Here is a 19,980-nt window from a genome sequence, read left to right on the forward strand (position 1 = left end):
CGGAACGACGTATGTGGAACAACGTTCGCCAACTCAACCTTGCCGCCAGCGCGCTGTACGCGCTGCTGCTGCTCGTGTTGGCGGCGGCCGGTTGCTACTGGCTGATCCAGCGCCCGACGTTCGCGCTGCGGGAAATCCGGATCGACGGCGACACCGAGCACATCAATTCACCGACGGTGCGCGCAGGCGTGGTCGGTCGGCTGAAAGGCAATTTCTTCACGGTCGATCTCGACGCCGCGCGCGCCGCGTTCGAGCAGATGCCCTGGGTGCGCCATGCGAGCGTGCGCCGGGTGTGGCCGAATGCGCTGGCTGTCACGCTCGAGGAGTACAAACCGCTCGGGACCTGGGGCAGCGACCAGCTGGTGAGCGTCGACGGCGAGCTGTTCACCGCGAACCAGGGCGAGCTGGAGCAGGCACTGCCGGCGTTCGACGGCCCGGAGGGCAGTGCGAAGGAAGTCGTCACGCGGTATCGCGACTTCGGGAAATGGTTTGCGCCGCTGAAGGCGGCGCCGGAAGAAGTGACGCTGTCGGCGCGGTACGCGTGGACGGTGAAGCTGTCGAACGGCATGCAGGTCGAGCTGGGCAAGGAACGCAACAGCGAGTCGCTGCATGACCGGAGCCAGCGCCTGGTCGCTGCATGGCCGGCCGTCACGGAGCGTTGGGGCAACGACATCGAGTACGCGGACCTGCGCTATCCGAACGGATTCGCGATTCGCGCGGCAGGCATGCGGTTCCTGACCGATACCGACAAGCGCAAGAAGTAACGAGAGATCACACGCAAGAGCACTTTATGAGCAAAGACTACAAGGATCTGCTGGTTTCCCTCGACATCGGCACGTCGAAGGTGGTGGCCATCGTCGCCGAGCTGAAGGGCGAAGGCCACTACGAGGTGATCGGTCTCGGCCAGAGCGAGTCGAAGGGTCTGAAGAAAGGTGTGGTGGTCAACATCGAGGCCACCGTGCAGTCGATCCAGCGCGCGCTCGAGGAAGCCGAGCTGATGGCCGACTGCAAGATCACCAACGTGTTCACGGGGATCGCGGGCAGCCATATCCGCAGCTTCAACTCGAGCGGGATGGTCGCGATCAAGGACAAGGAAGTCACGCAGACGGACGTCGCGCGCGTGATCGAGACCGCGAAGGCGATCAACATCCCGACCGACCAGCAGGTGCTGCACATCCTCACGCAGGAATTCATCATCGACGGCCAGGAAGACGTGCGCGAGCCGATCGGCATGAGCGGCATCCGGCTGGAAGTGAAGGTGCACATCGTGACGGGCGCGGTGAGCGCCGCGCAGAACATCGTCAAGTGCGTGCGCCGCTGCGGGCTCGAAGTGAACGACCTGATCCTGCAGCCGCTCGCGTCGTCGCTGGCCGTACTGACGGAAGACGAGAAGGATCTCGGCGTGGTGCTGGTCGACATCGGCGGCGGCACGACGGACATCGCGATCTTCGCCGAAGGCGCGATCCGCCACACCGCGGTGATTCCAATCGCCGGCGACCAGATCACGAGCGACATCGCGATGGCGCTGCGCACGCCGACGCCGGATGCGGAAGACATCAAGGTCGGCTACGGGATCGCGAAGCAGGCGCTCGCCGATCCGGACGAAATGGTGGAAGTGCCGGGCCTCGGCGAACGCGGTCCGCGCACGCTGTCGCGCCAGGCGCTCGCAGCCGTGATCGAGCCGCGCGTCGAGGAACTGTTCTCGCTCGTGCAGCAGGTCGTGCGCGAATCCGGTTATGAAGAACTGCTGAGCTCCGGCGTGGTCATTACCGGCGGGGCGTCGATGATGCCCGGCATGGTCGAGCTCGGCGAAGACATTTTCCTGAAACCGGTGCGCATCGGCGCGCCGGAATATGCAGGCGGCCTTTCCGACGTCGTGCGCAATCCGCGCTACTCGACGGCGATGGGGCTGCTCGTCGAAGGCAGTGCTCAGCGCATGCGCGGCCGCAAGGTCGCCGTGCAGTCCGGCAACGCGGGGCAGGTGTTCTCGCGGATGAAGGAATGGTTCCTGAGCAACTTCTGACGAATCGAACCGAATCGAAATTCGCGCTGGTGCCGGCGGCTGGCGCGCGACAGGGGGTTGCCCGATCTCCTGCCGAATAACGGCCGAGTAGCAGTCATTCTCTTGACGGAGGCAACAATGGAATTCGAAATGCTGGAAACCGAGACCAACGGCACCATCATCAAGGTGGTCGGCGTTGGCGGCGCTGGCGGCAATGCCGTCCAGCACATGATCAACCGCGGCGTGCAGGGCGTCGACTTCATCGTGATGAACACGGATGCGCAGGCGCTGTCGCGTTCGCGCGCATCGTCGGTGATCCAGCTCGGCAACACGGGCCTGGGCGCCGGCGCGAAGCCGGAAATGGGCCGTGCGGCAGCGGAAGAGGCGCGTGAGCGCATCGCCGACGCACTGCGCGGCGCGCACATGGTGTTCATCACGGCCGGCATGGGTGGTGGCACGGGCACGGGCGCGGCGCCGGTGGTCGCGCAGATCGCGAAGGAGATGGGCATCCTGACGGTCGGTGTCGTCAGCAAGCCGTTCGAGTTCGAAGGCGGCAAGCGCATGCGCGTCGCTGAAGCCGGTTCGCAGCAACTGGAGGATCACGTCGACTCGCTGATCGTCGTTCTGAACGACAAGCTGTTCGACGTGATGGGCGACGACGCCGAGATGGACAAGTGCTTCCAGTGCGCGGACGACGTGTTGAACAACGCGGTTGCAGGCATCGCTGAAATCATCAATGTCGATGGCCTCGTGAACGTCGACTTCGAAGACGTGAAGACGGTGATGGGCGAGCAGGGCAAGGCGATGATGGGCACGGCGACGGTCGCCGGCGTCGATCGCGCACGCCTCGCGGCGGAACAGGCCGTGGCGAGCCCGCTGCTCGAAGGCGTCGATCTGTCGGGCGCGCGCGGCGTGCTGGTCAACATCACGTCGAGCCGTTCGCTGCGCCTGTCGGAAACGCGCGAAGTGATGAACACGATCAAGAGCTACGCGGCGGAAGATGCGACGGTGATCTTCGGTGCGGTGTACGACGACGCAATGGGCGATGCACTGCGCGTGACGGTCGTGGCGACGGGTCTGGGCCGTGCGGCGAAGAAGCAGCAGTCGGCACCGATGACGCTGCTGCGCACGGGTACGGACAACCAGCCGGTCAGCGCCGGCTATGCTCCGACGCATCACGTCAGCACGGCAGACTACGGCGCGCTCGATACGCCGGCGGTGTGGCGCAATTCGCGCGAAACCGCGGCATCGCACGTGCAGGCGCTGCAGGAGAAGGGTGTCGACACGTACGACATCCCGGCTTTCCTGCGCAAGCAGGCTGACTGACGCAAACACAGGCGAAGCCGCGGCGAATCTGCCGCGGTATCGCCGGCGTGACGGATGCTACGGACCACGACAGGCCGCGTCGGCTGCGACGCCGGGCCGGGAAACGTGCCCTCTCCGCACAAGCGGGGCGGGATGGGCCGTGCTGTCCGCGACACGCTGAAAAACCGTATCGCTATGAGGGACCAGCCATGATTCAAGTGGGCGACGCGCTGCCCGACGCGCAATTGTTCGAGTACATCGACGACGCGCGCGAAGGGTGCACGCTGGGGCCGAACGCCTACAGCGTGCGCGACCAGGTTGCGGGAAAGCGGGTGGTGATCTTCGGATTGCCGGGCGCTTTCACGCCGACCTGCTCGGCGCAGCATGTGCCGGGCTACGTCGAACACGCCGAGCAGTTGCGCGCGGCGGGCATCGACGAGATCTGGTGCGTGTCCGTCAACGACGCATTCGTGATGGGCGCATGGGGACGTGATCTGCACACCGCGGGCAAGGTGCGCATGATGGCGGACGGCAGCGCGGCTTTCACTCATGCGCTGGGGCTGACGCAGGATTTGTCCGCGCGTGGCATGGGAATTCGTTCCCTGCGCTACGCGATGGTGATTGACGGCGGTGTGGTCAAGACGCTGGCCGTCGAGGCGCCGGGCAAATTCGAAGTGAGCGATGCGGCGAGTGTTCTCGCGACGTTGACGTCCTGATCGTGCGGTGCGCCGTTGCCTTCGGGCAACGCTGCTCACCCGCCTCAGGGCAGTTGTAACACGGGCTGATGACCGGAAACGCCTCCGTTCCGGGCATCAGCCCGTCCCGTATCGGCGCGGGTAAACAGTCGAAACAGATTGATACGCAGTTTCAAACTACGCTGAATAGGGAATTACGCTATAATCTCCCCTATCGAATATAACTCCTGATTGATATCTTCAATCAAGACGAAGAACATCATGCTGAAGCAGCGCACCATCAAATCCATCGTGAAGACCGTGGGTATCGGTGTCCACTCGGGCCGCAAGATCGAGCTGACGCTCCGTCCTGCCGCGCCGGGTACGGGCATCGTCTTCTCGCGCGTCGACCTTCCCACGCCCGTCGACATTCCCGCTGCGGCGACGTCGATCGGCGATACGCGGCTCGCGTCGGTGTTGCAGAAGGATGGCGTGCGCGTGTCGACCGTCGAGCACCTGATGTCGGCGTGTGCCGGCCTCGGTATCGACAACCTCTATGTCGACGTGACGGCCGAGGAAATCCCGATCATGGACGGCAGCGCGGCGACCTTCGTGTTCCTGATCCAGTCTGCCGGGATCGAGGAGCAGAACGCGCCGAAGCGCTTCGTCAAGGTGAAGAAGACGGTCGAAATCCGCGACGGCGACAAGTTTGCGCGTCTCGATCCGTACTTCGGCTTCAAGCTGAAATTCTCGATCGACTTCCGTCACCCGGCCGTCGACAAGACCGGCCAGGAGCTCGAGGTCGATTTCGCGAATACGTCTTACGTGCGCGAGATCGCGCGTGCGCGTACGTTCGGCTTCGCACATGAGGCCGAGATGCTGCGCGAGATGGGTCTCGCCCGTGGCGGCAGCATGGAAAACGCGATCGTGCTCGACGAGTACCGCATCCTGAACAACGACGGGCTGCGCTACGACGACGAGTTCGTGAAGCACAAGATGCTCGACGCGATCGGCGACCTGTACGTGATCGGCCATCCGCTGCTGGCGTCGTACACGGCGTACAAGTCGGGCCACGGGCTGAACAACGCGCTGCTGCGCGAACTGCTCGCGAACGAAGATGCGTACGAGATCGTCACGTTCGACGATCCGCAAGCCGCACCGAAGGGCTTCGCGTTCGACATGCAGACGGCCTTCGCCTGATCTGCGTTCGACGCAAGCAATAAAAAAGCAGCCTTCGGGCTGCTTTTTTATTGGCCGGCCGCTTGGCGTTGCCGGCGGCGCGTTCAGTCAGCGCGGCTTCGCGCCGTGCCGGGCCGCCATCCGCGCGAGCGCGGCCTGCAGCGGTGACGGTTCGAGATGATCTGCCAGATCGCGCAACGCGGCCGCGCCAGCCGACGTCATCCGCGCCTGCTTCACGTGGGGCGGCTCAGGCGCATCTTTCGGGCGCACGCGTACGCGCAGCGTCGAGACCGGCCAGCCGCGTTTTTGCAGATCGCCGAGCAGCCGCGGTTCGACCTGTCGCAGCCGGGCGGCCAACGCATTGTGCGCAGCAAAGAGGGTCAGGGTGCCGTCCTTCACGAAGCCGGGCTCGACGTGGTTCGCCAGATAGTCGGGCAGGAGCGCGGCAAGATCGCGCTGCAGCGACGCGATCTGTTCGACGCCGGCGCGCAGCGCCGCGAACGCGTCGGTGCGGCCGAGCACTTCGGACACGGGCTGTGGGCGATACGGGGCGAGCGGGCCGAAACGCTTGGAAAATCGGTTCATCGAGACATTCTTCGGGCGCGCACGCGCGCGGACGTTGACGCCGATTGTACCCGCGCGGGCCCGTGCACGGGCGGCTTTCGCCCCGTTGGCCCGGCCGTCTGCGCGCAGTGCCCGTCTGCCCGAGACACGGGCGCATGCTTCCCCGCGTGCTAAAATTCCTCGTTTGAGTCCACTAATTCGCTAAGCCGCCGAGGCTCGGGCGTCGGGGCGCGCAACACGCGCCGGGCGCCGGTGCTGCGACGCAGGATCCGATCCGATGACAACCGGTTTTCTCCAGAAAATTTTTGGCAGCCGCAACCAGCGGCTCGTCAAGCAATACCAAAAGACCGTCGCGACGATCAATGCGCTCGAAACGCAGATCGAGAAGCTGACGGACGACCAGTTGCGCGGCAAGACGGACGAATTCCGCCAGCGGGTCGCGGCCGGCGAGTCGCTCGACAAGCTGCTGCCAGAAGCCTTCGCGGTCTGTCGCGAGGCCAGCCGTCGCGTGCTGAAGATGCGGCACTTCGACGTGCAGATGATCGGCGGCATGGTGCTCCACTACGGCAAGATCGCGGAAATGCGCACCGGCGAGGGCAAGACGCTCGTCGCGACGCTGCCCGTGTACCTGAACGCGCTGGCAGGCCGCGGCGTGCACGTGGTGACCGTCAACGATTACCTCGCGCAGCGTGACGCCGAATGGATGGCGCGCCTCTACAACTTCCTCGGTCTGTCGGTCGGCATCAACCTGTCCGGCATGGAGCACGACCAGAAGCAGCAGGCTTACGCGGCGGACATCACGTACGGCACGAACAACGAATTCGGCTTCGACTACCTGCGCGACAACATGGTCTACGAGACCGACGCGCGCGTGCAGCGGGCCCTGAATTTCGCGGTCGTCGACGAAGTGGACTCGATCCTGATCGACGAGGCGCGTACGCCGCTGATCATTTCGGGCCAGGCCGAGGATCACACCGAGTTGTACGTGCGGATGAACGCACTGCCGCCGCTGCTCGAGCGCCAGATTGGCGAAGAGAAGGCCGACGGCACCGGCGTCGAGAAGCCGGGCGACTACACGCTCGACGAGAAGGCGCGCCAGGTGTTCCTGACGGAATCGGGCCACGAGAAGGCCGAGCGCCTGCTCGCCGAATGGGGCCTGATCGGCGAGGGCGAGAGCCTGTACGCACCGCAGAACATCACGCTGATGCACCACGTGTACGCGGCGCTGCGCGCGCACACGCTGTTCCACAAGGATCAGCACTACGTCGTGCAGAACGGCGAAGTGGTCATCGTCGACGAATTCACGGGCCGCCTGATGGCCGGCCGCCGCTGGTCCGACGGCCTGCACCAGGCCGTCGAGGCGAAGGAACACGTGAAGATCCAGAGCGAGAACCAGACGCTCGCGTCGATCACGTTCCAGAACTACTTCCGGATGTACGCGAAGCTGGCCGGCATGACCGGTACCGCCGACACCGAAGCGTACGAATTCAACGAGATCTACGGCCTCGAAACGGTCGTGATCCCGACCAACCGTCCGCCGAAGCGGATCGACAAGCAGGACCAGATCTACAAGACGGCCAAGGAGCGCTATGACGCGGTGATCCGCGACATCCGCGACTGCTACGAACGCGGTCAGCCGGTGCTGGTCGGCACGACGTCGATCGAGAACTCCGAACTGCTGTCGCACCTGCTGAAGCAGGCCGGGCTGCCGCACGAGGTGCTGAACGCGAAGCAGCACGAGCGGGAAGCCGCGATCGTCGCGGAAGCCGGCCGGCCGAAGCGCATCACGATCGCGACCAACATGGCCGGCCGCGGTACCGACATCGTGCTCGGCGGCAATGCCGAGAAGCAGGCGGCGTTCATCGAGGCCGACGAAGCGATCCCGGCCGACGAAAAGGCGCGCCGCATCCAGAAGCTGCACGACGAGTGGGAAACGCTGCACGAGGAGGTGAAGGCCGCGGGCGGCCTGCACATCATCGGCACCGAGCGCCACGAATCGCGCCGGATCGACAACCAGCTGCGCGGCCGTGCGGGCCGCCAGGGCGATCCGGGCTCGTCGCGCTTCTACCTGTCGCTCGACGATCCGCTGCTGCGCATTTTCGCGGGCGACCGCGTGCGCTCGATCATGGACCGCCTGAAGATGCCGGAAGGCGAGGCGATCGAGGCGGGCATCGTCACGCGTTCGATCGAGTCCGCGCAGCGCAAGGTCGAAGCGCGCAACTTCGACATCCGCAAGCAGCTGCTCGAGTACGACGACGTGTCGAACGACCAGCGCAAGGTGATCTACCAGCAGCGTAACGAGTTGCTCGAAGCGCACGACATCACCGAGACGATCACCGCGATGCGTCACGGCGTGATTACCGAAGTCGTCCGCCAGTTCGTGCCGGAAGGCAGCATCGAAGAGCAGTGGGACGTGCCCGAGCTCGAGGAAGCGCTGCGCAACGACTGGCAGCTCGACCTCGCGATCCAGGAAATGGTGAACGAGTCCTCGTCGATCACGGCCGAGGAGATCCTCGACGCGGTGACGACGGCCGCCGACGAGCAGTACGAGGCGAAGGTCGCGATGGTCGGCCGCGAATCGTTCAGCGCGTTCGAGCGCTCGGTGATGCTGCAGACGGTCGATCGCCTGTGGCGCGAGCACCTCGCGGCGCTCGACCACCTGCGCCAGGGCATCCACCTGCGCGGCTATGCACAGAAGAATCCGAAGCAGGAATACAAGCGCGAAGCGTTCGAACTGTTCGCCGCGATGCTGGAGGCGATCAAGCAGGAAGTCACGCGCGTCGTGATGAACGTGCAGATCCAGTCGCCGGAACAGCTCGAGGAGGCCGCCGAGCAGATCGAGGAGCGTGGCGGTCATCTCGAGAACGTCGAGTACCAGCACGCCGATTACGCGGAAGCCGGTGCGCCGGTGGCGAACGTCGCGGCTGCCGCGGCGGCCACCGCGACGGCCGACATGGTCGGCAGCGCGATGACGCACAGCGGCCCCGGCGGTGAAATGCCGAAGGTCGGCCGCAACGACCCGTGCCCGTGCGGCAGCGGCAAGAAGTACAAGCAATGTCACGGGAAGCTGTCATGATCGACGGCGGTGCGCATCGCGCGTGCCGCTTCGTTCGCAGCTTCGAGTGAGTGATGTGAGTTGCGGCGGCCCGCGCATGCGGCCGCTGGTTCTTCCAATCGATGCCGGCGCATGCCGGCATTTTCCATCCGGCAGGTGTGCCCCATGGCTGTCAATTTTCCGTCGATCGATCCCGCCCAACTGCATCCCGTCGCCGGCGTCACGCTCGGCTGGGCGGAAGCGAACATCCGCAAGCCGAATCGCAAGGACGTGCTGGTCATCTCCGTCGACGAAGGCGCGACGGTCGCGGGCGTGTTCACCGAAAACCGTTTCTGCGCAGCGCCGGTCACCGTCTGCCGCGAGCACCTGGCGAAGGTGCGCGCGGGCGGCGCGGGCGTTCGCGCGCTCGTCGTGAATACGGGCAATGCGAACGCGGGCACCGGCGAGCCAGGCCTCGTGAACGCACGCGAAACCTGCACGGAACTCGCGCGCCTCGCGGGCATCGAGCCGGCGCAGGTGCTGCCGTTCTCGACCGGCGTGATCCTCGAGCCGCTGCCGATCGATCGCCTGAAGGCCGGCCTGCCGGCCGCGCTCGTGAACCGCAAGGCCGCGAACTGGTTCGATGCCGCGCAGGCGATCATGACGACCGACACGCTGCCGAAGGCCACGTCGCGCCAGGTGACGATCGACGGCCATACGGTCACGCTGACGGGCATCAGCAAGGGCGCGGGCATGATCAAGCCGAACATGGCGACGATGCTTGGTTTCCTCGCGTTCGACGCGAACGTCGCGCAGCCGGTGCTCGACACGCTCGTGAAGGAAGTGGCCGACCGTTCGTTCAACTGCATCACGATCGACGGCGATACGTCGACGAACGACTCGTTCATCCTGATCGCGTCGGGCAAGAGCACGCTGCCGGCGATCACGTCGACCGATTCGCCGGCCTATGCGGCGCTGCGCGATGCGGTGACGGAAGTCGCGCAGGTGCTGTCGCAACTGATCGTGCGCGATGGCGAAGGCGCGACGAAATTCATGACGGTGCAGGTCGAAGGCGGCAAGAATGTCGCGGAATGCCGCCAGATCGCGTACGCGATCGGCCATTCGCCGCTCGTGAAGACGGCCTTCTACGCATCCGACCCCAACCTCGGCCGGATTCTCGCGGCGATCGGTTATGCGGGCGTCGCGGATCTGGACGTCGACAAGATCGACCTCTATCTCGACGACGTGCTCGTCGCGAAGGCGGGCGGCCGCAACCCGGCTTACCAGGAAGAGGACGGCCAGCGCGTGATGAAGCAGAGCGAAATCACGATCCGTGTGCTGCTCGGCCGTGGCGACGCGCAGGCCACCATCTGGACGTGCGACCTGTCGCACGACTACGTGAGCATCAACGCGGATTACCGCTCCTGATCGGGAGCGTTCGAACGACATGGACAAGCTTGAACAGTTTCTGACGCGCGCCGAAGCGCTGCTCGGCCGTCTCGAAGGGATGCTGCCGCCCGCGCCGGCCGCGGTCGACTGGAATGCCGCGCACGCTTTCCGCTGGCGCAAGCGCCAGGGGCGCGGCTATCTGCAACCGGTGCCGGCCGTGTCGTCGATCACGCTCGACGATCTGCACAACATCGATCGCCAGAAAGGGCTGATCGAACAGAACACGCGGCAGTTCGTACAGCAGAAGCCGGCCAACAACGTGCTGCTGACCGGCGCGCGCGGTACCGGCAAATCGTCGCTGATCAAGGCGTGCCTGAACGCGTATGCGAACGACGGCCTGCGTCTGATCGAAGTCGACAAGGACGACCTGCACGATCTCGGCGACATCGTCGACCTGATCTCGCAGCGTCCCGAGCGCTTCATCGTGTTCTGCGACGACCTGTCGTTCGAGGAAGGCGAATCGGGCTACAAGGCGCTGAAGGTCGCGCTCGACGGCTCGATCGCCGCGCAGTCGGACAACGTGCTGATCTACGCGACGTCGAACCGCCGCCATCTGCTGCCCGAGTACATGAGCGACAACGAGTCGTACAAGCATCTTCCGGATGGCGAGATTCACCCCGGCGAAGTCGTCGAGGAAAAGATCTCGCTGTCGGAGCGCTTCGGCCTGTGGGTCAGCTTCTATCCGTTCAAGCAGGACGATTACCTCGATATCGTCGGGCACTGGCTGCGTCATTTCGGCTGCCCGGATGCGGAGATCGAATCCGCACGCGGCGACGCGCTCGTGTGGGCGCTCGAGCGCGGTTCGCGGTCGGGGCGCGTCGCGTGGCAGTTTGCGCGTGACTGGTCGGGCCGCAAGGAGCAGGCATGAGCGCGGATCTCGCACAAGGCGCGGTGCGCGCGCCCGATGGGCGCAAGGTGACGGAAGTCGCGGTCGGCGTGATGGTGCAGCCGGACGGTAGCTACCTGCTCGCGCAGCGGCTGCAAGGCAAGCCGTATGAAGGCTACTGGGAGTTTCCGGGCGGCAAGCTGGAGGCCGGCGAAAGCGTCGAGGACGCGCTTGCGCGCGAACTGCACGAGGAGCTCGGCATCGAAGTCACGGCCAGCCACCGCTGGCACACGCTCGAGCACGATTATCCGCATGCGTACGTGCGGCTGTATTTCTGCAAGGTGACGGGCTGGACGGGCGAGCCGCACAGCAAGGAAGGGCAGGCGTTCGTGTGGCAGCAACTGCCGGTCGCCGTCGCGCCGCTGCTGCCCGCTGCGCTGCCGGTGCTCGAATTGCTCGAGAAAGAAGCCGCGTCGAACTGACGCCACGATGGCCTGCCGGAAAGGCGGGCCATATCACCAACGGGCAGCGCCGCTCAGCTGTCTCGACGGCCTTCCGTGCCGTCTTCTTCCGACGAGGGGCCCTCGTCGGAGGATCCACCGATCCGGTACTTTTCCGCGGCCCATGCGCCGAGGTCGAGCTGCTTGCAGCGGGCCGAGCAGAACGGGCGGAACTGATTTTCGGGCGTCCAGCGCACTTCAGCGCCGCACGACGGGCATTTCACAACGGTAGTCATACGAAAGCGATCCGGCCTGCGGCCGTTACAGATTGCACAGTGTCAGATGGAACGGCACGTCGATATCCACCGCGCGCGGACGCACATCGCCGTCCTGCGTGGTGAACCGTACCCACAGCATGTATTTGTTCGCGCTCGCTTCCGGAATGACGCGCAACTCCGGCGGCACGCGCACCTGCATCAACTGGTAGGTGCGGCCGGACAGCATCTGCTGGTAGCTGCCCTGCATCGCCATGACCTTCGACGCCTGGCCCGATTCGCGCGCGAGCCGCAGCACGATCGTCACGGCGTCGCGCAGCGGCAGCATCGGCAGGATCCACTTCGCGATGTCCTGGCGCCGCTGCTCGGCGGGCCACTGCTGCCATGCGTAGTACGACGGCAGGTCGAACTTGCACGTGCCGCCGGGAATCACCGCACGGCTGCGGATGCTGGCGAGCCACTCGTTATCGACGAGGTGCTGCCCGGTCTTGCCCTGCATCTGCGCGAGATTCGCGAGTGTCTGCTCGATTTCGCCGAGCACGGCTTCGAGCGCGTTCTGCTCGATGCCCGGATTGCCGCGAAAGGGGGCGAGCGTCTGGCGCTGACGTTCGAGCTCCTTCATCAGATCCGATTTCAGGTCCGCGCGGCCCGTTACCTCGGCGATTTCGAACAGCGTCGTCAGCGCGACGTGGTGTTCACGCGGGTCCTCCTGAGCCAAAAAGAACGCGAAGCGCTCGAAGAGATCTTCGAGGCGCAACAGCGTGCGAATTCGCTCGTTGAACGGATACTCGTAAAGAATCAAGCGCGCTCGCCTCTTGGGTAGGGATTGAAACAATGCAGGACATTCTAATGCCCACTCTCTACCCTAGCAACGCGCCAATTTCGTACACCATCACGATTGGGCGCGAGGTTCAGCGCGCGGCGGCCGCAAACCCGAGATAGCGTTGGTGCAGTGCATCGACCTGTGCGGCGAGCGCGTCGGGTGTCGTCGCGTCGTTGACGATCACGTCGTCGGCCGCCGCGAGACGTGCTTCGCGCGTCGCCTGTTTCGCGATGATCGCTTCGACCTGCTCGCGCGTGAAGCCGTTGCGCCGCATCACGCGTGCAATCTGCGTTTCGACCGGGCAATCGACGACGAGCACGCGATCGCTGCGCGCCTTCCAGTTGCCTGACTCGACGAGCAGCGGCACGACGAACATCACGTACGGGCCTTGCGCTTCGCGTGCTTCGCGATCGGTCTCCGCGCGGATCAGCGGGTGCGTGATCGCTTCGAGGCGGCGGAGCGCGGCGTCGTCGCTGAAGATCAGCGTGCGCATCTTCGCGCGATCGAGCGAGCCGTCGGCGGCAACGAAGCCGCGGCCGAATGCCTGTTCGATCGCGGGCATCGCGAGGCCGCCCGGTGCGGTGATGCGATGGGCGATCAGGTCGGTATCGACCAGCGATGCGCCGCGGGCGCCGAACAGGTCGGCGACGGTCGTCTTGCCGCTGCCGATGCCGCCGGTGAGTCCGATTGTGAACATGTCAGCCTCCGAGCGCCGAATAGAACGGGGTGCCGAAAAACAGCGTCGCGGCGCCGCCTGCCGCGAGGAACGGGCCGAACGGAATCGGCTCCTCGAAGCGCATGCGGCCGCGCCAGGTCGCAATGAGCCCGACGATCGCACCCGCCACCGCGGCGAACAGCACGACCTGCGGCAATGCGGCCCAGCCCATCCATGCGCCGAGCGCGGCGAGCAGCTTCAGGTCGCCGAAACCGATGCCCTCGATGCCGCGCAGCCATTTGAACAGCCAGTAGATCGCCCACAGGAACAGGTAGCCGGCCATGGCCCCGATCACCGCCGAGCGCAGCGACGTGAACGTGCCGCCGAGGTTCAGCACGAGCCCGGCCCAGAGGAGCGGCAGCGTCATCGAGTCGGGCAGGTAGCCTGTCCGGATATCGATCGCGCTCATCGCGAGCAGCGCGGCGCACAGCGCGAACGCGGCAAGCGCGGCGACGGTCGGGCCGAATGCCGCGAGCGACCCGGCGGCGAGCAGCGCGCACGCGAGCTCGACGAGCGGATAGCGGATGCCGATCGCGTGGCCGCAGCGCCGGCAGCGCCCGCGCAGCATCAGATAGCTGACGAGCGGGATGTTTTCCCATGCGCGCAGCACGTGGCCGCAATGTGGGCAGGCGCTGCGCGGGCGCCACAGATCGTAGCGCGGCGGGTAGCCGTCGTCGGGCGGGGCGCTCGCGTTGCCGGTCGCTTCATCGATCTCGGCCTGCCACGCACGCTGCATCATCACAGGCAGCCGGTGCACGACCACGTTCAGGAAGCTGCCGATGCAAAGGCCGACGACGACCGCGAACGCATACTGTAGCGCGGGCGGCAGCATCGCCAGCGCGAGCAGCGTGCTCTCGGGCGAATCGGTAACGGCGGACAGGGGCGCTGGCGTCATGAGGGTCAAGGTTCGGACTAAAAGGCGACAGAATCGGTTGCGATGCTACACCACGTTGCCGAGCTGAAGGATGGGCAGGTACATCGCGATCACGAGACCGCCGACGAGTGCGCCCAGTACGATCACGATCAGCGGTTCGCCGAGCGCGGCGAGCGCATCGAGACGCGCATCGAGCTGGCGTTCGCACAACGCGGCGATGTCGGCGAGCATGGTGTCGAGCGCACCCGTCTCCTCGGCGACGGCGATCGGCTGCACGACGTCGTCCGGGAAACAGCCGGCCGACTGCATCGCGTCCGCGAGGCGTGCGCCGCGCAGCACGCGAGCCGCGATGTGCGCAGTGGCGTGCTCGAACACCGGATGGCCGGCGGTGCGCTCGAGCGTGGCGAAGGCGTCGGCGAGCGGCACGCCGGCGCCAAGCAGTGTCGCAAGCGAGCGGCACCAGCGTGCGGCCGCGTACCGGCCGAGCGCGCTACCCGCGAGCGGCGCATGTAGCAGGCGCCGCGCGACAGCGTGGCGCAGCGGTGCCGACCGCCGCAGTGCGTGATGCGCGGCCAGCCCGGCCGCCGCGGCAATGGCAAGGAGCCCACCGCCCCATGCCGACAGTGCGGAGGACAGCGCGAGCAGCGCGCGGGTCGGCGCCGGAAGTGCGGCGCCGAAACCGTCGAAGATCTGGCGGAACGTCGGTACCACCCACACCATCAACGCGGCCGAGATCGCGAACCCGAACAGGATGACGGCCACCGGGTACGCGAGCGCGGCCCGCAGCTTGCGCCACTGCGCGTCGGTGCGCTCGCGGTGCTCCGCGACCCGAGTCAGCACGATGCCGAGCGAGCCGGACGCTTCGCCGACCTCGATCAGCTGGCGATACAGCGTGCCGAACTGGGATGGATAGCGTGCGAGCGCATCGGCGAAGCGCCGGCCGCTGACGATCTCGCGGGCGAGACCCGCTGCGATGCGCGGCAGGCCATCGTGTGGACGCGTCCGCGCGAGCATCTCGAGCGACGGCGCGAGCGGCAACCCGGCCTGCAGCAGGCTCGCGAGCTGGCGCGTGAAGCGCGTGACGTCTCTCGCGCTGGCTGTTGGCGGCCGGGCAGGCCCGCGGACGTTGAGCGACAGTACGGCCATGCCGTCGCGTGCGAGCGCGGCACGCGCGCTCGCGGCGTCGAATGCGATGACGGTCCCGCGACGCGACGTGCCGTCGCGACGGCGGCCGCGCCACGCGAAGCGGGTCTCGCGCGGCGGCGTGCGCATGCTCATGCGGCAGGTGTCGCGGCGAGGGCTTCCGCGATGCTCGTCGTGCCGTCACGGACGCGCGCGAGCGCCGCGTCGCGCAGACTGCGCACGCCTTCGGCCGCCACGCATTGCGCGAGTTCGCCGACACTCGCCCGTGCGACGATGCGTTCCGCGAGCCCGGACGATACCGGCATCGTCTGATGCAGGCCGACGCGGCCGCGATAGCCGATGCCGTGACAGGCCGGACAGCCTCGCGCCACGAACGGCCGCCATCCGGCTGCAAGGGCAGCCGGGTCGCAGCCGGCTTCGCGCAGGACGGGCACCGGTGCGTCCGAGGGCACGCGGCAGGCGGTGCACAGTCGACGGACGAGGCGCTGCGCGGTGACGAGGTGCAGCGCGGCCGCGAGGTTGTACGGCGCGACGCCGATGTCGAGCAGCCGCGCGACGGCGGCCGGTGCGTCGTTCGTGTGCAGCGTCGACAGCACGAGATGGCCGGTCTGGGCGGCCTTGATCGCGACGTCGGCCGTCTCCGCATCGCGAATCTCGCCGACCATGATGATGTCCGGATCCTGCCGCAGCAGCGCGCGCAGAGCCGTTGCGAACGTGAGCCCGGCCTTTTCGGCGACGCCGACCTGGCTGATGCCGTCGAGCTGGATCTCGGCGGGATCCTCGACCGTGCAGACGTTGTGCGTGTCGCGATCGAGCATCTGCAGCGCGCAGTAGAGCGACAGCGTCTTGCCGCTGCCGGTCGGACCCGTGACGAGCACGAGACCATGCGGTGCGCGTATCGCGGCCTCCATCGCGGCTGCCTGCTGCGCGTCGAAGCCGAGGCGGGCGAGCGTGAGATCGGGCGGCATGGTTTCGAGCCGCCGCAGCACCAGCTTTTCACCGAACAACGTGGGCAGCGAGCTGACCCGGTAGTCGTCGCGCGTGCCGCCGTCGATCACGATGCGCAGCCTGCCGTCCTGCGGGAGCCGCCGCTCGGCGATGTCCATGCGCGCGAGCACCTTGATCCGTGTGACGAGCGCGTCGCGCAGATGAAGGGGCGGCCGCGCGTGTTCGTGCAGCACGCCGTCGATGCGCAGGCGGATGCGCCAGCCGGCTTCGAATGGTTCGACGTGGATGTCGGATGCGTCGCGTACGCGAGCCGCGTGAAGCGTATCCGTCAGCAGCCGTACGGCCGGCGCATCGTCGAGCTGGGCCGCGTCGAGCGCGCGCGATGCGGCAGCGGGCGACGCATCGGAATGGGCGGGCGGCTGCGTGCGCAGCGGCGCCCCGGGAGGAGGGAAATGCATGTGAGCCGGCACGCTGGCCGCCTGTTGACCGTGACCAGCAGATGGTCGCGCGTCGGAGGCCGCGCCGGCAGTCAGCCGTTCGGCTAGCGCGCGGTGGCGCGTGCGGTGCGCGAGCCGCGCGGTTTGAAGAGCTTGACGGTGCGTACGGCCTGGTCGTCGCTGCGCATCACCTCGAGCATGACGTCGCCGATTTTCAGGCACACGTCGTCTTCCGGAATTTCCTCGAGGATTTCGAGCACCAGGCCGTTCAGCGTCTTCGGCCCGTCGGTCGGCAGCTTCAGGTGCAGCCAGCGATTCAGTTCGCGCAGCGGCATGCTCGCCGAGACGATGCATTCGCCGTTTTCGTCCCAGCCGCCCTTGCGTTCGCTGCGCGGCATCGACGTCGTGAATTCGCCGATCAGCTCCTCGATGATGTCTTCGGGCGTCACGAGCCCTTCGAGCTCGCCGTACTCGTTGACGACGAGCGCGGTCCGCTGCCGCGTTTCCTGGAAAAACTGGAGCTGCTGCACCACCGGCGTACCGGACGGCACGTAGTACGGCTCGGCGAGCAGCGCGCGCAGCGTCTCGCGGTCGAATTCCTGGTTGTGCAGCGCGGTCAGCGTCTTGCGGACGTGCAGCACGCCGAGCACCTTGTCGATGTCGCCTTCGTAGACGACGAGCCGGTTGTGATAGCAGGTCTCGAGCTGGTGCAGGACGTCGTCGAGCGGCGCGTAGAAATTGAGCGACTCGATCTGGCGGCGCGGCACCATCACGTCGTCGACCGTGATGTTCTCGAGGTCGAACAGGTTGAGCAGGATGCTGCGGTGCTTGGTCGGCATGAAACTGCTCGACTCGAGCACGATGGCCCGCAGCTCGTCGGCCGACATTCGCTGGTCGCGACCCTTCTTCGTGTTGATGCGCAGCACCCACAGCACGCCGTTCGCGAGGGCGTTGACGAACCAGACGACCGGCTTGAACACGCGCATCAGCGGCGCGATCACGAGGCTCGCGGGCAGTGCGATGCGTTCGGGGAACGTCGCGCCGACGATCTTCGGCGCGATTTCGGCGAACACGATGATCAGGAACGCGACGATGCCGGTCGCGATCGACAGCGCGAGGTTGTTGCGGCCGAACGTATGCAGCGCGAGCGACGTCGTCAGGACCGGGATGATCGTGTTGAACAGATTGTTGCCGATCAGGATCACGCTGAGCAGCAGGTCAGTGCGCGTGAGCAGGCCTTGCGTGGTTTTCGCGCCGAGTGCGCCCTGGCTGGCGAGATGCTTCAGCCGATGGCGGTTGAGCGCCATCATCGCGGTCTCGGAAATCGAAAAGAAGCTGGAACAGAGGAGAAGCAGGAAGACGGCGCCGATTTGCGCCCATAAGGGAATTTGGTCCACGCGTTGGAAGGGCAGTGAAGGACAGGGATGGAAGGAATATAGCAGAGGCCGGCGGCGGCGATGTGTCGTGCGCGACACGAGGGGCCTGCGGCGGCCGGGTAAAAAAAAACCGTGCACGGAGTGCACGGTTTTTTACAAATCTGGTCGGGGTGAGAGGATTCGAACCTCCGGCCTCTACGTCCCGAACGTAGCGCTCTACCAGGCTAAGCTACACCCCGATTTTTGCTCTTCAGACTTCGCCGTCTTCGTTAAGAATCGCTGCGTCGTCACAAGCAAGAACGTAACTATAACGATGTTTTTTCTAAAAGGGAATACTTTGATGAAGAAAATTTTCGAGACAAGGCATCGCTTCGCGTTCGCGGCGTGTTTACGATTGCCGCGACGTCGAGTATGAGCACAACCCGAGCAGGCTTTCCTTATAGATCGAGTCCGGGAACGCGGCAATCGCCGCGGCTGCCGCCTGCGCTTCCTGACGTGCGCATTCGAGCGTGTGATCCAGTGCGCCCGAGCGCGTGATCGCTTCGAAGATCGTGTCGAAGCGGTCGGTGCCGCCCTGTTCGATCGCCTCGCGTGCCAGCGCCGACTGTTCGGGCGTGCCGCGTTCGATCAGATAGATGAGCGGCAGCGTCGGCTTGCCTTCGCGAAGGTCGTCGCCGGCATTCTTGCCCATTGCCTCGACGGTGCCTGCGTAGTCGAGCCAGTCGTCCATGATCTGGAATGCCGTGCCGATCCGGCGGCCGTATTCGGCGGCGGCCGCCTCGGTCGGCGCATCGGCGCCCGCGAGTACCGCGCCCAGGCGTGCCGATGCCTCGAACAGCTTGGCTGTCTTGTAGCGAATCACCTGCATGTAGCGCGTTTCGTCGACGTCCGCGTCGTGCATGTTGAGGAGCTGCAGCACCTCGCCTTCGGAAATGATCGTCGTCGCTTCCGACAGGATCTCCATCACGCGCATCTTGCCGACGCCGACCATCATCTCGAACGAGCGCGAATAGAGGTAGTCGCCTACCAGCACGCTCGCCGCGTTGCCGAACAGCGCATTGGCGGTCTGGCGGCCGCGGCGCAGCTCGGATTCGTCGACGACGTCGTCATGCAGCAGCGTGGCCGTGTGGATGAACTCGACGACGGCGGCCAGCACGTGCCGCTGGTGCGACGTTTCGCCGAGCGCGCCAGCGACGAGCAGCAGCAATGCCGGACGCAGCCGCTTGCCGCCCGCGCCGATGATGTACTCGGCGATCTGGTTGATCAGCAGCACATCGGACGCGAGGCTTTGCCGGATAACGCGATTCACCTGCTCCATGTCACTGGTGATCGGAGCGAGCAGATGGGCGGCGCTGAGGGTGGGGGAGGCGGTGGGCGACGACATGATGATGGAATTGGGTGATGCCGCGGATTATAAGTCGAATCCGCGATATGCCGGTCTGTCAGACGTACCAGCGGCGCGATTTTGGCCGTCCGGTAGAGGCCCGCGCGCGGCAATCGTCGATCGGCTTTGACTTGGGTGCTAACCCCATGTATAATCACGTGTTTTCCGCGCGTGGTGTGCGGAAAAATTGGATCCAGAGTGAGGTTCTCAATGTACGCGGTCATAAAAACCGGCGGCAAGCAGTACAAGGTTGCCGTTGGCGAAAAACTCAAAGTAGAACAGATACCGGCTGACATTGACGCTGAAATCACGCTCGACCAGGTTCTCGCAGTGGGCGAAGGCGAATCGATTAAGTTCGGTACGCCGCTGGTCAGTGGGGCTTCCGTCAAGGCCACCGTTGTGTCGCACGGTCGTCATGCCAAGGTCACCATCTTCAAGATGCGTCGCCGGAAGCACTACCAAAAGCACGGCGGCCACCGCCAGAACTACACTGAGCTGCGCATCGACGCGATCAACGCGTAAGCGCCTCGGT

The 19,980-nt window shown here is 65.7% G+C and carries 19 protein-coding genes and 1 tRNA gene; 10 read left to right on the forward strand and 10 right to left on the reverse strand.

Translation table 11 applies throughout. The features are described 5' to 3' along the window. The first annotated feature begins 11 nt into the window (after positions 1-11). From CFB50_RS02690 to lpxC, 5 genes are all read left to right on the forward strand, one after another. Positions 12-764, forward strand: a complete 753-nt coding sequence (locus tag CFB50_RS02690) for a cell division protein FtsQ/DivIB (protein ID WP_069247054.1) — start codon at positions 12-14, stop codon at positions 762-764. A gap of 26 nt (positions 765-790) precedes the next feature. Next, positions 791-2,023, forward strand: a complete 1,233-nt coding sequence (gene ftsA, locus CFB50_RS02695) for a cell division protein FtsA (protein ID WP_006487138.1) — start codon at positions 791-793, stop codon at positions 2,021-2,023. A 117-nt stretch (positions 2,024-2,140) separates the two neighbouring features. Beyond that, positions 2,141-3,328 (forward strand): cell division protein FtsZ, encoded by a 1,188-nt coding sequence (gene ftsZ, locus CFB50_RS02700; protein ID WP_089444901.1) that lies wholly within the window; start codon positions 2,141-2,143, stop codon positions 3,326-3,328. A 188-nt stretch (positions 3,329-3,516) separates the two neighbouring features. Beyond that, on the forward strand, positions 3,517-4,023 hold the full coding sequence (locus CFB50_RS02705) for a peroxiredoxin (protein ID WP_011350844.1): 507 nt from the start codon (positions 3,517-3,519) through the stop codon (positions 4,021-4,023). Positions 4,024-4,263: 240 nt separating this feature from the next. Continuing rightward, positions 4,264-5,181, forward strand: coding sequence for a UDP-3-O-acyl-N-acetylglucosamine deacetylase (gene lpxC, locus CFB50_RS02710; protein ID WP_011350845.1), 918 nt, complete (start codon positions 4,264-4,266; stop codon positions 5,179-5,181). A gap of 87 nt (positions 5,182-5,268) precedes the next feature. Here the strand turns inward: lpxC and CFB50_RS02715 are convergent, their stop codons facing one another. After that, positions 5,269-5,745, reverse strand: a complete 477-nt coding sequence (locus CFB50_RS02715; RefSeq protein WP_069247056.1) for a DUF721 domain-containing protein — start codon at positions 5,743-5,745, stop codon at positions 5,269-5,271. Positions 5,746-6,001: 256 nt separating this feature from the next. Between CFB50_RS02715 and secA the strand changes: the two genes are divergently transcribed. The 4 genes from secA to CFB50_RS02740 all read left to right on the forward strand — a co-directional run bounded on the left by secA (position 6,002) and on the right by CFB50_RS02740 (position 11,515). Then, positions 6,002-8,800, forward strand: a complete 2,799-nt coding sequence (gene secA / locus CFB50_RS02720; protein ID WP_069247057.1) for a preprotein translocase subunit SecA — start codon at positions 6,002-6,004, stop codon at positions 8,798-8,800. A gap of 144 nt (positions 8,801-8,944) precedes the next feature. Further along, positions 8,945-10,186 carry a bifunctional glutamate N-acetyltransferase/amino-acid acetyltransferase ArgJ gene (gene argJ / locus CFB50_RS02730; protein ID WP_089444902.1) on the forward strand — a complete coding sequence of 414 codons (1,242 nt, stop codon included), beginning with the start codon at positions 8,945-8,947 and terminating at the stop codon, positions 10,184-10,186. 19 nt (positions 10,187-10,205) lie between these two features. Next, on the forward strand, positions 10,206-11,075 hold the full coding sequence (locus CFB50_RS02735; RefSeq protein WP_069247059.1) for an ATP-binding protein: 870 nt from the start codon (positions 10,206-10,208) through the stop codon (positions 11,073-11,075). Continuing rightward, positions 11,072-11,515, forward strand: a complete 444-nt coding sequence (locus tag CFB50_RS02740) for an NUDIX domain-containing protein (protein ID WP_039353126.1) — start codon at positions 11,072-11,074, stop codon at positions 11,513-11,515. The genes CFB50_RS02735 and CFB50_RS02740 overlap by 4 nt, the downstream gene beginning before the upstream one ends. Positions 11,516-11,568: 53 nt before the next feature. On the opposite strand, the gene CFB50_RS02745 is transcribed toward CFB50_RS02740, so the two are convergent. From CFB50_RS02745 to CFB50_RS02785, 9 genes are all read right to left on the reverse strand, one after another. Next, on the reverse strand, positions 11,569-11,769 hold the full coding sequence (locus CFB50_RS02745) for a DNA gyrase inhibitor YacG (protein WP_083265830.1): 201 nt from the start codon (positions 11,767-11,769) through the stop codon (positions 11,569-11,571). Positions 11,770-11,794: 25 nt separating this feature from the next. Continuing rightward, a complete protein-coding gene (gene zapD, locus CFB50_RS02750) occupies positions 11,795-12,550 on the reverse strand; it encodes a cell division protein ZapD (RefSeq protein ID WP_069247060.1) in 756 nt (251 codons plus the stop codon). A gap of 109 nt (positions 12,551-12,659) precedes the next feature. After that, positions 12,660-13,268 carry a dephospho-CoA kinase gene (gene coaE / locus CFB50_RS02755; RefSeq protein WP_089444903.1) on the reverse strand — a complete coding sequence of 203 codons (609 nt, stop codon included), beginning with the start codon at positions 13,266-13,268 and terminating at the stop codon, positions 12,660-12,662. Position 13,269: 1 nt separating this feature from the next. Next, complete coding sequence (locus tag CFB50_RS02760; RefSeq protein WP_089444904.1) at positions 13,270-14,181, reverse strand: prepilin peptidase; 912 nt, start codon at positions 14,179-14,181, stop codon at positions 13,270-13,272. A gap of 45 nt (positions 14,182-14,226) precedes the next feature. Continuing rightward, positions 14,227-15,438 (reverse strand): type II secretion system F family protein, encoded by a 1,212-nt coding sequence (locus CFB50_RS02765; RefSeq protein WP_089444905.1) that lies wholly within the window; start codon positions 15,436-15,438, stop codon positions 14,227-14,229. Continuing rightward, positions 15,435-16,709, reverse strand: a complete 1,275-nt coding sequence (locus CFB50_RS02770; RefSeq protein WP_089444906.1) for a GspE/PulE family protein — start codon at positions 16,707-16,709, stop codon at positions 15,435-15,437. Before CFB50_RS02770 ends, CFB50_RS02765 begins: the two co-directional genes overlap by 4 nt. Positions 16,710-16,792: 83 nt before the next feature. After that, a complete protein-coding gene (locus tag CFB50_RS02775) occupies positions 16,793-18,085 on the reverse strand; it encodes an HlyC/CorC family transporter (protein ID WP_174947201.1) in 1,293 nt (430 codons plus the stop codon). A gap of 141 nt (positions 18,086-18,226) precedes the next feature. Further along, positions 18,227-18,303 (reverse strand) — tRNA-Pro (locus tag CFB50_RS02780). Between the two features lie 149 nt (positions 18,304-18,452). Then, positions 18,453-19,448: a polyprenyl synthetase family protein gene (locus tag CFB50_RS02785; RefSeq protein ID WP_089444907.1), complete on the reverse strand. Its 996-nt coding sequence runs from the start codon at positions 19,446-19,448 to the stop codon at positions 18,453-18,455. 210 nt (positions 19,449-19,658) lie between these two features. Here CFB50_RS02785 and rplU point away from each other — a divergent pair, with 210 nt between their 5' ends. Beyond that, the gene (gene rplU / locus CFB50_RS02790) at positions 19,659-19,970 is read left to right on the forward strand and encodes a 50S ribosomal protein L21 (RefSeq protein WP_006025184.1); all 312 of its coding nucleotides are present in this window, start codon (positions 19,659-19,661) and stop codon (positions 19,968-19,970) included. Positions 19,971-19,980: the final 10 nt, after the last annotated feature.

The organism is Burkholderia sp. AU33423 (assembly GCF_002223135.1).
Taxonomy (GTDB): Bacteria; Pseudomonadota; Gammaproteobacteria; order Burkholderiales; family Burkholderiaceae; genus Burkholderia; species Burkholderia lata_D.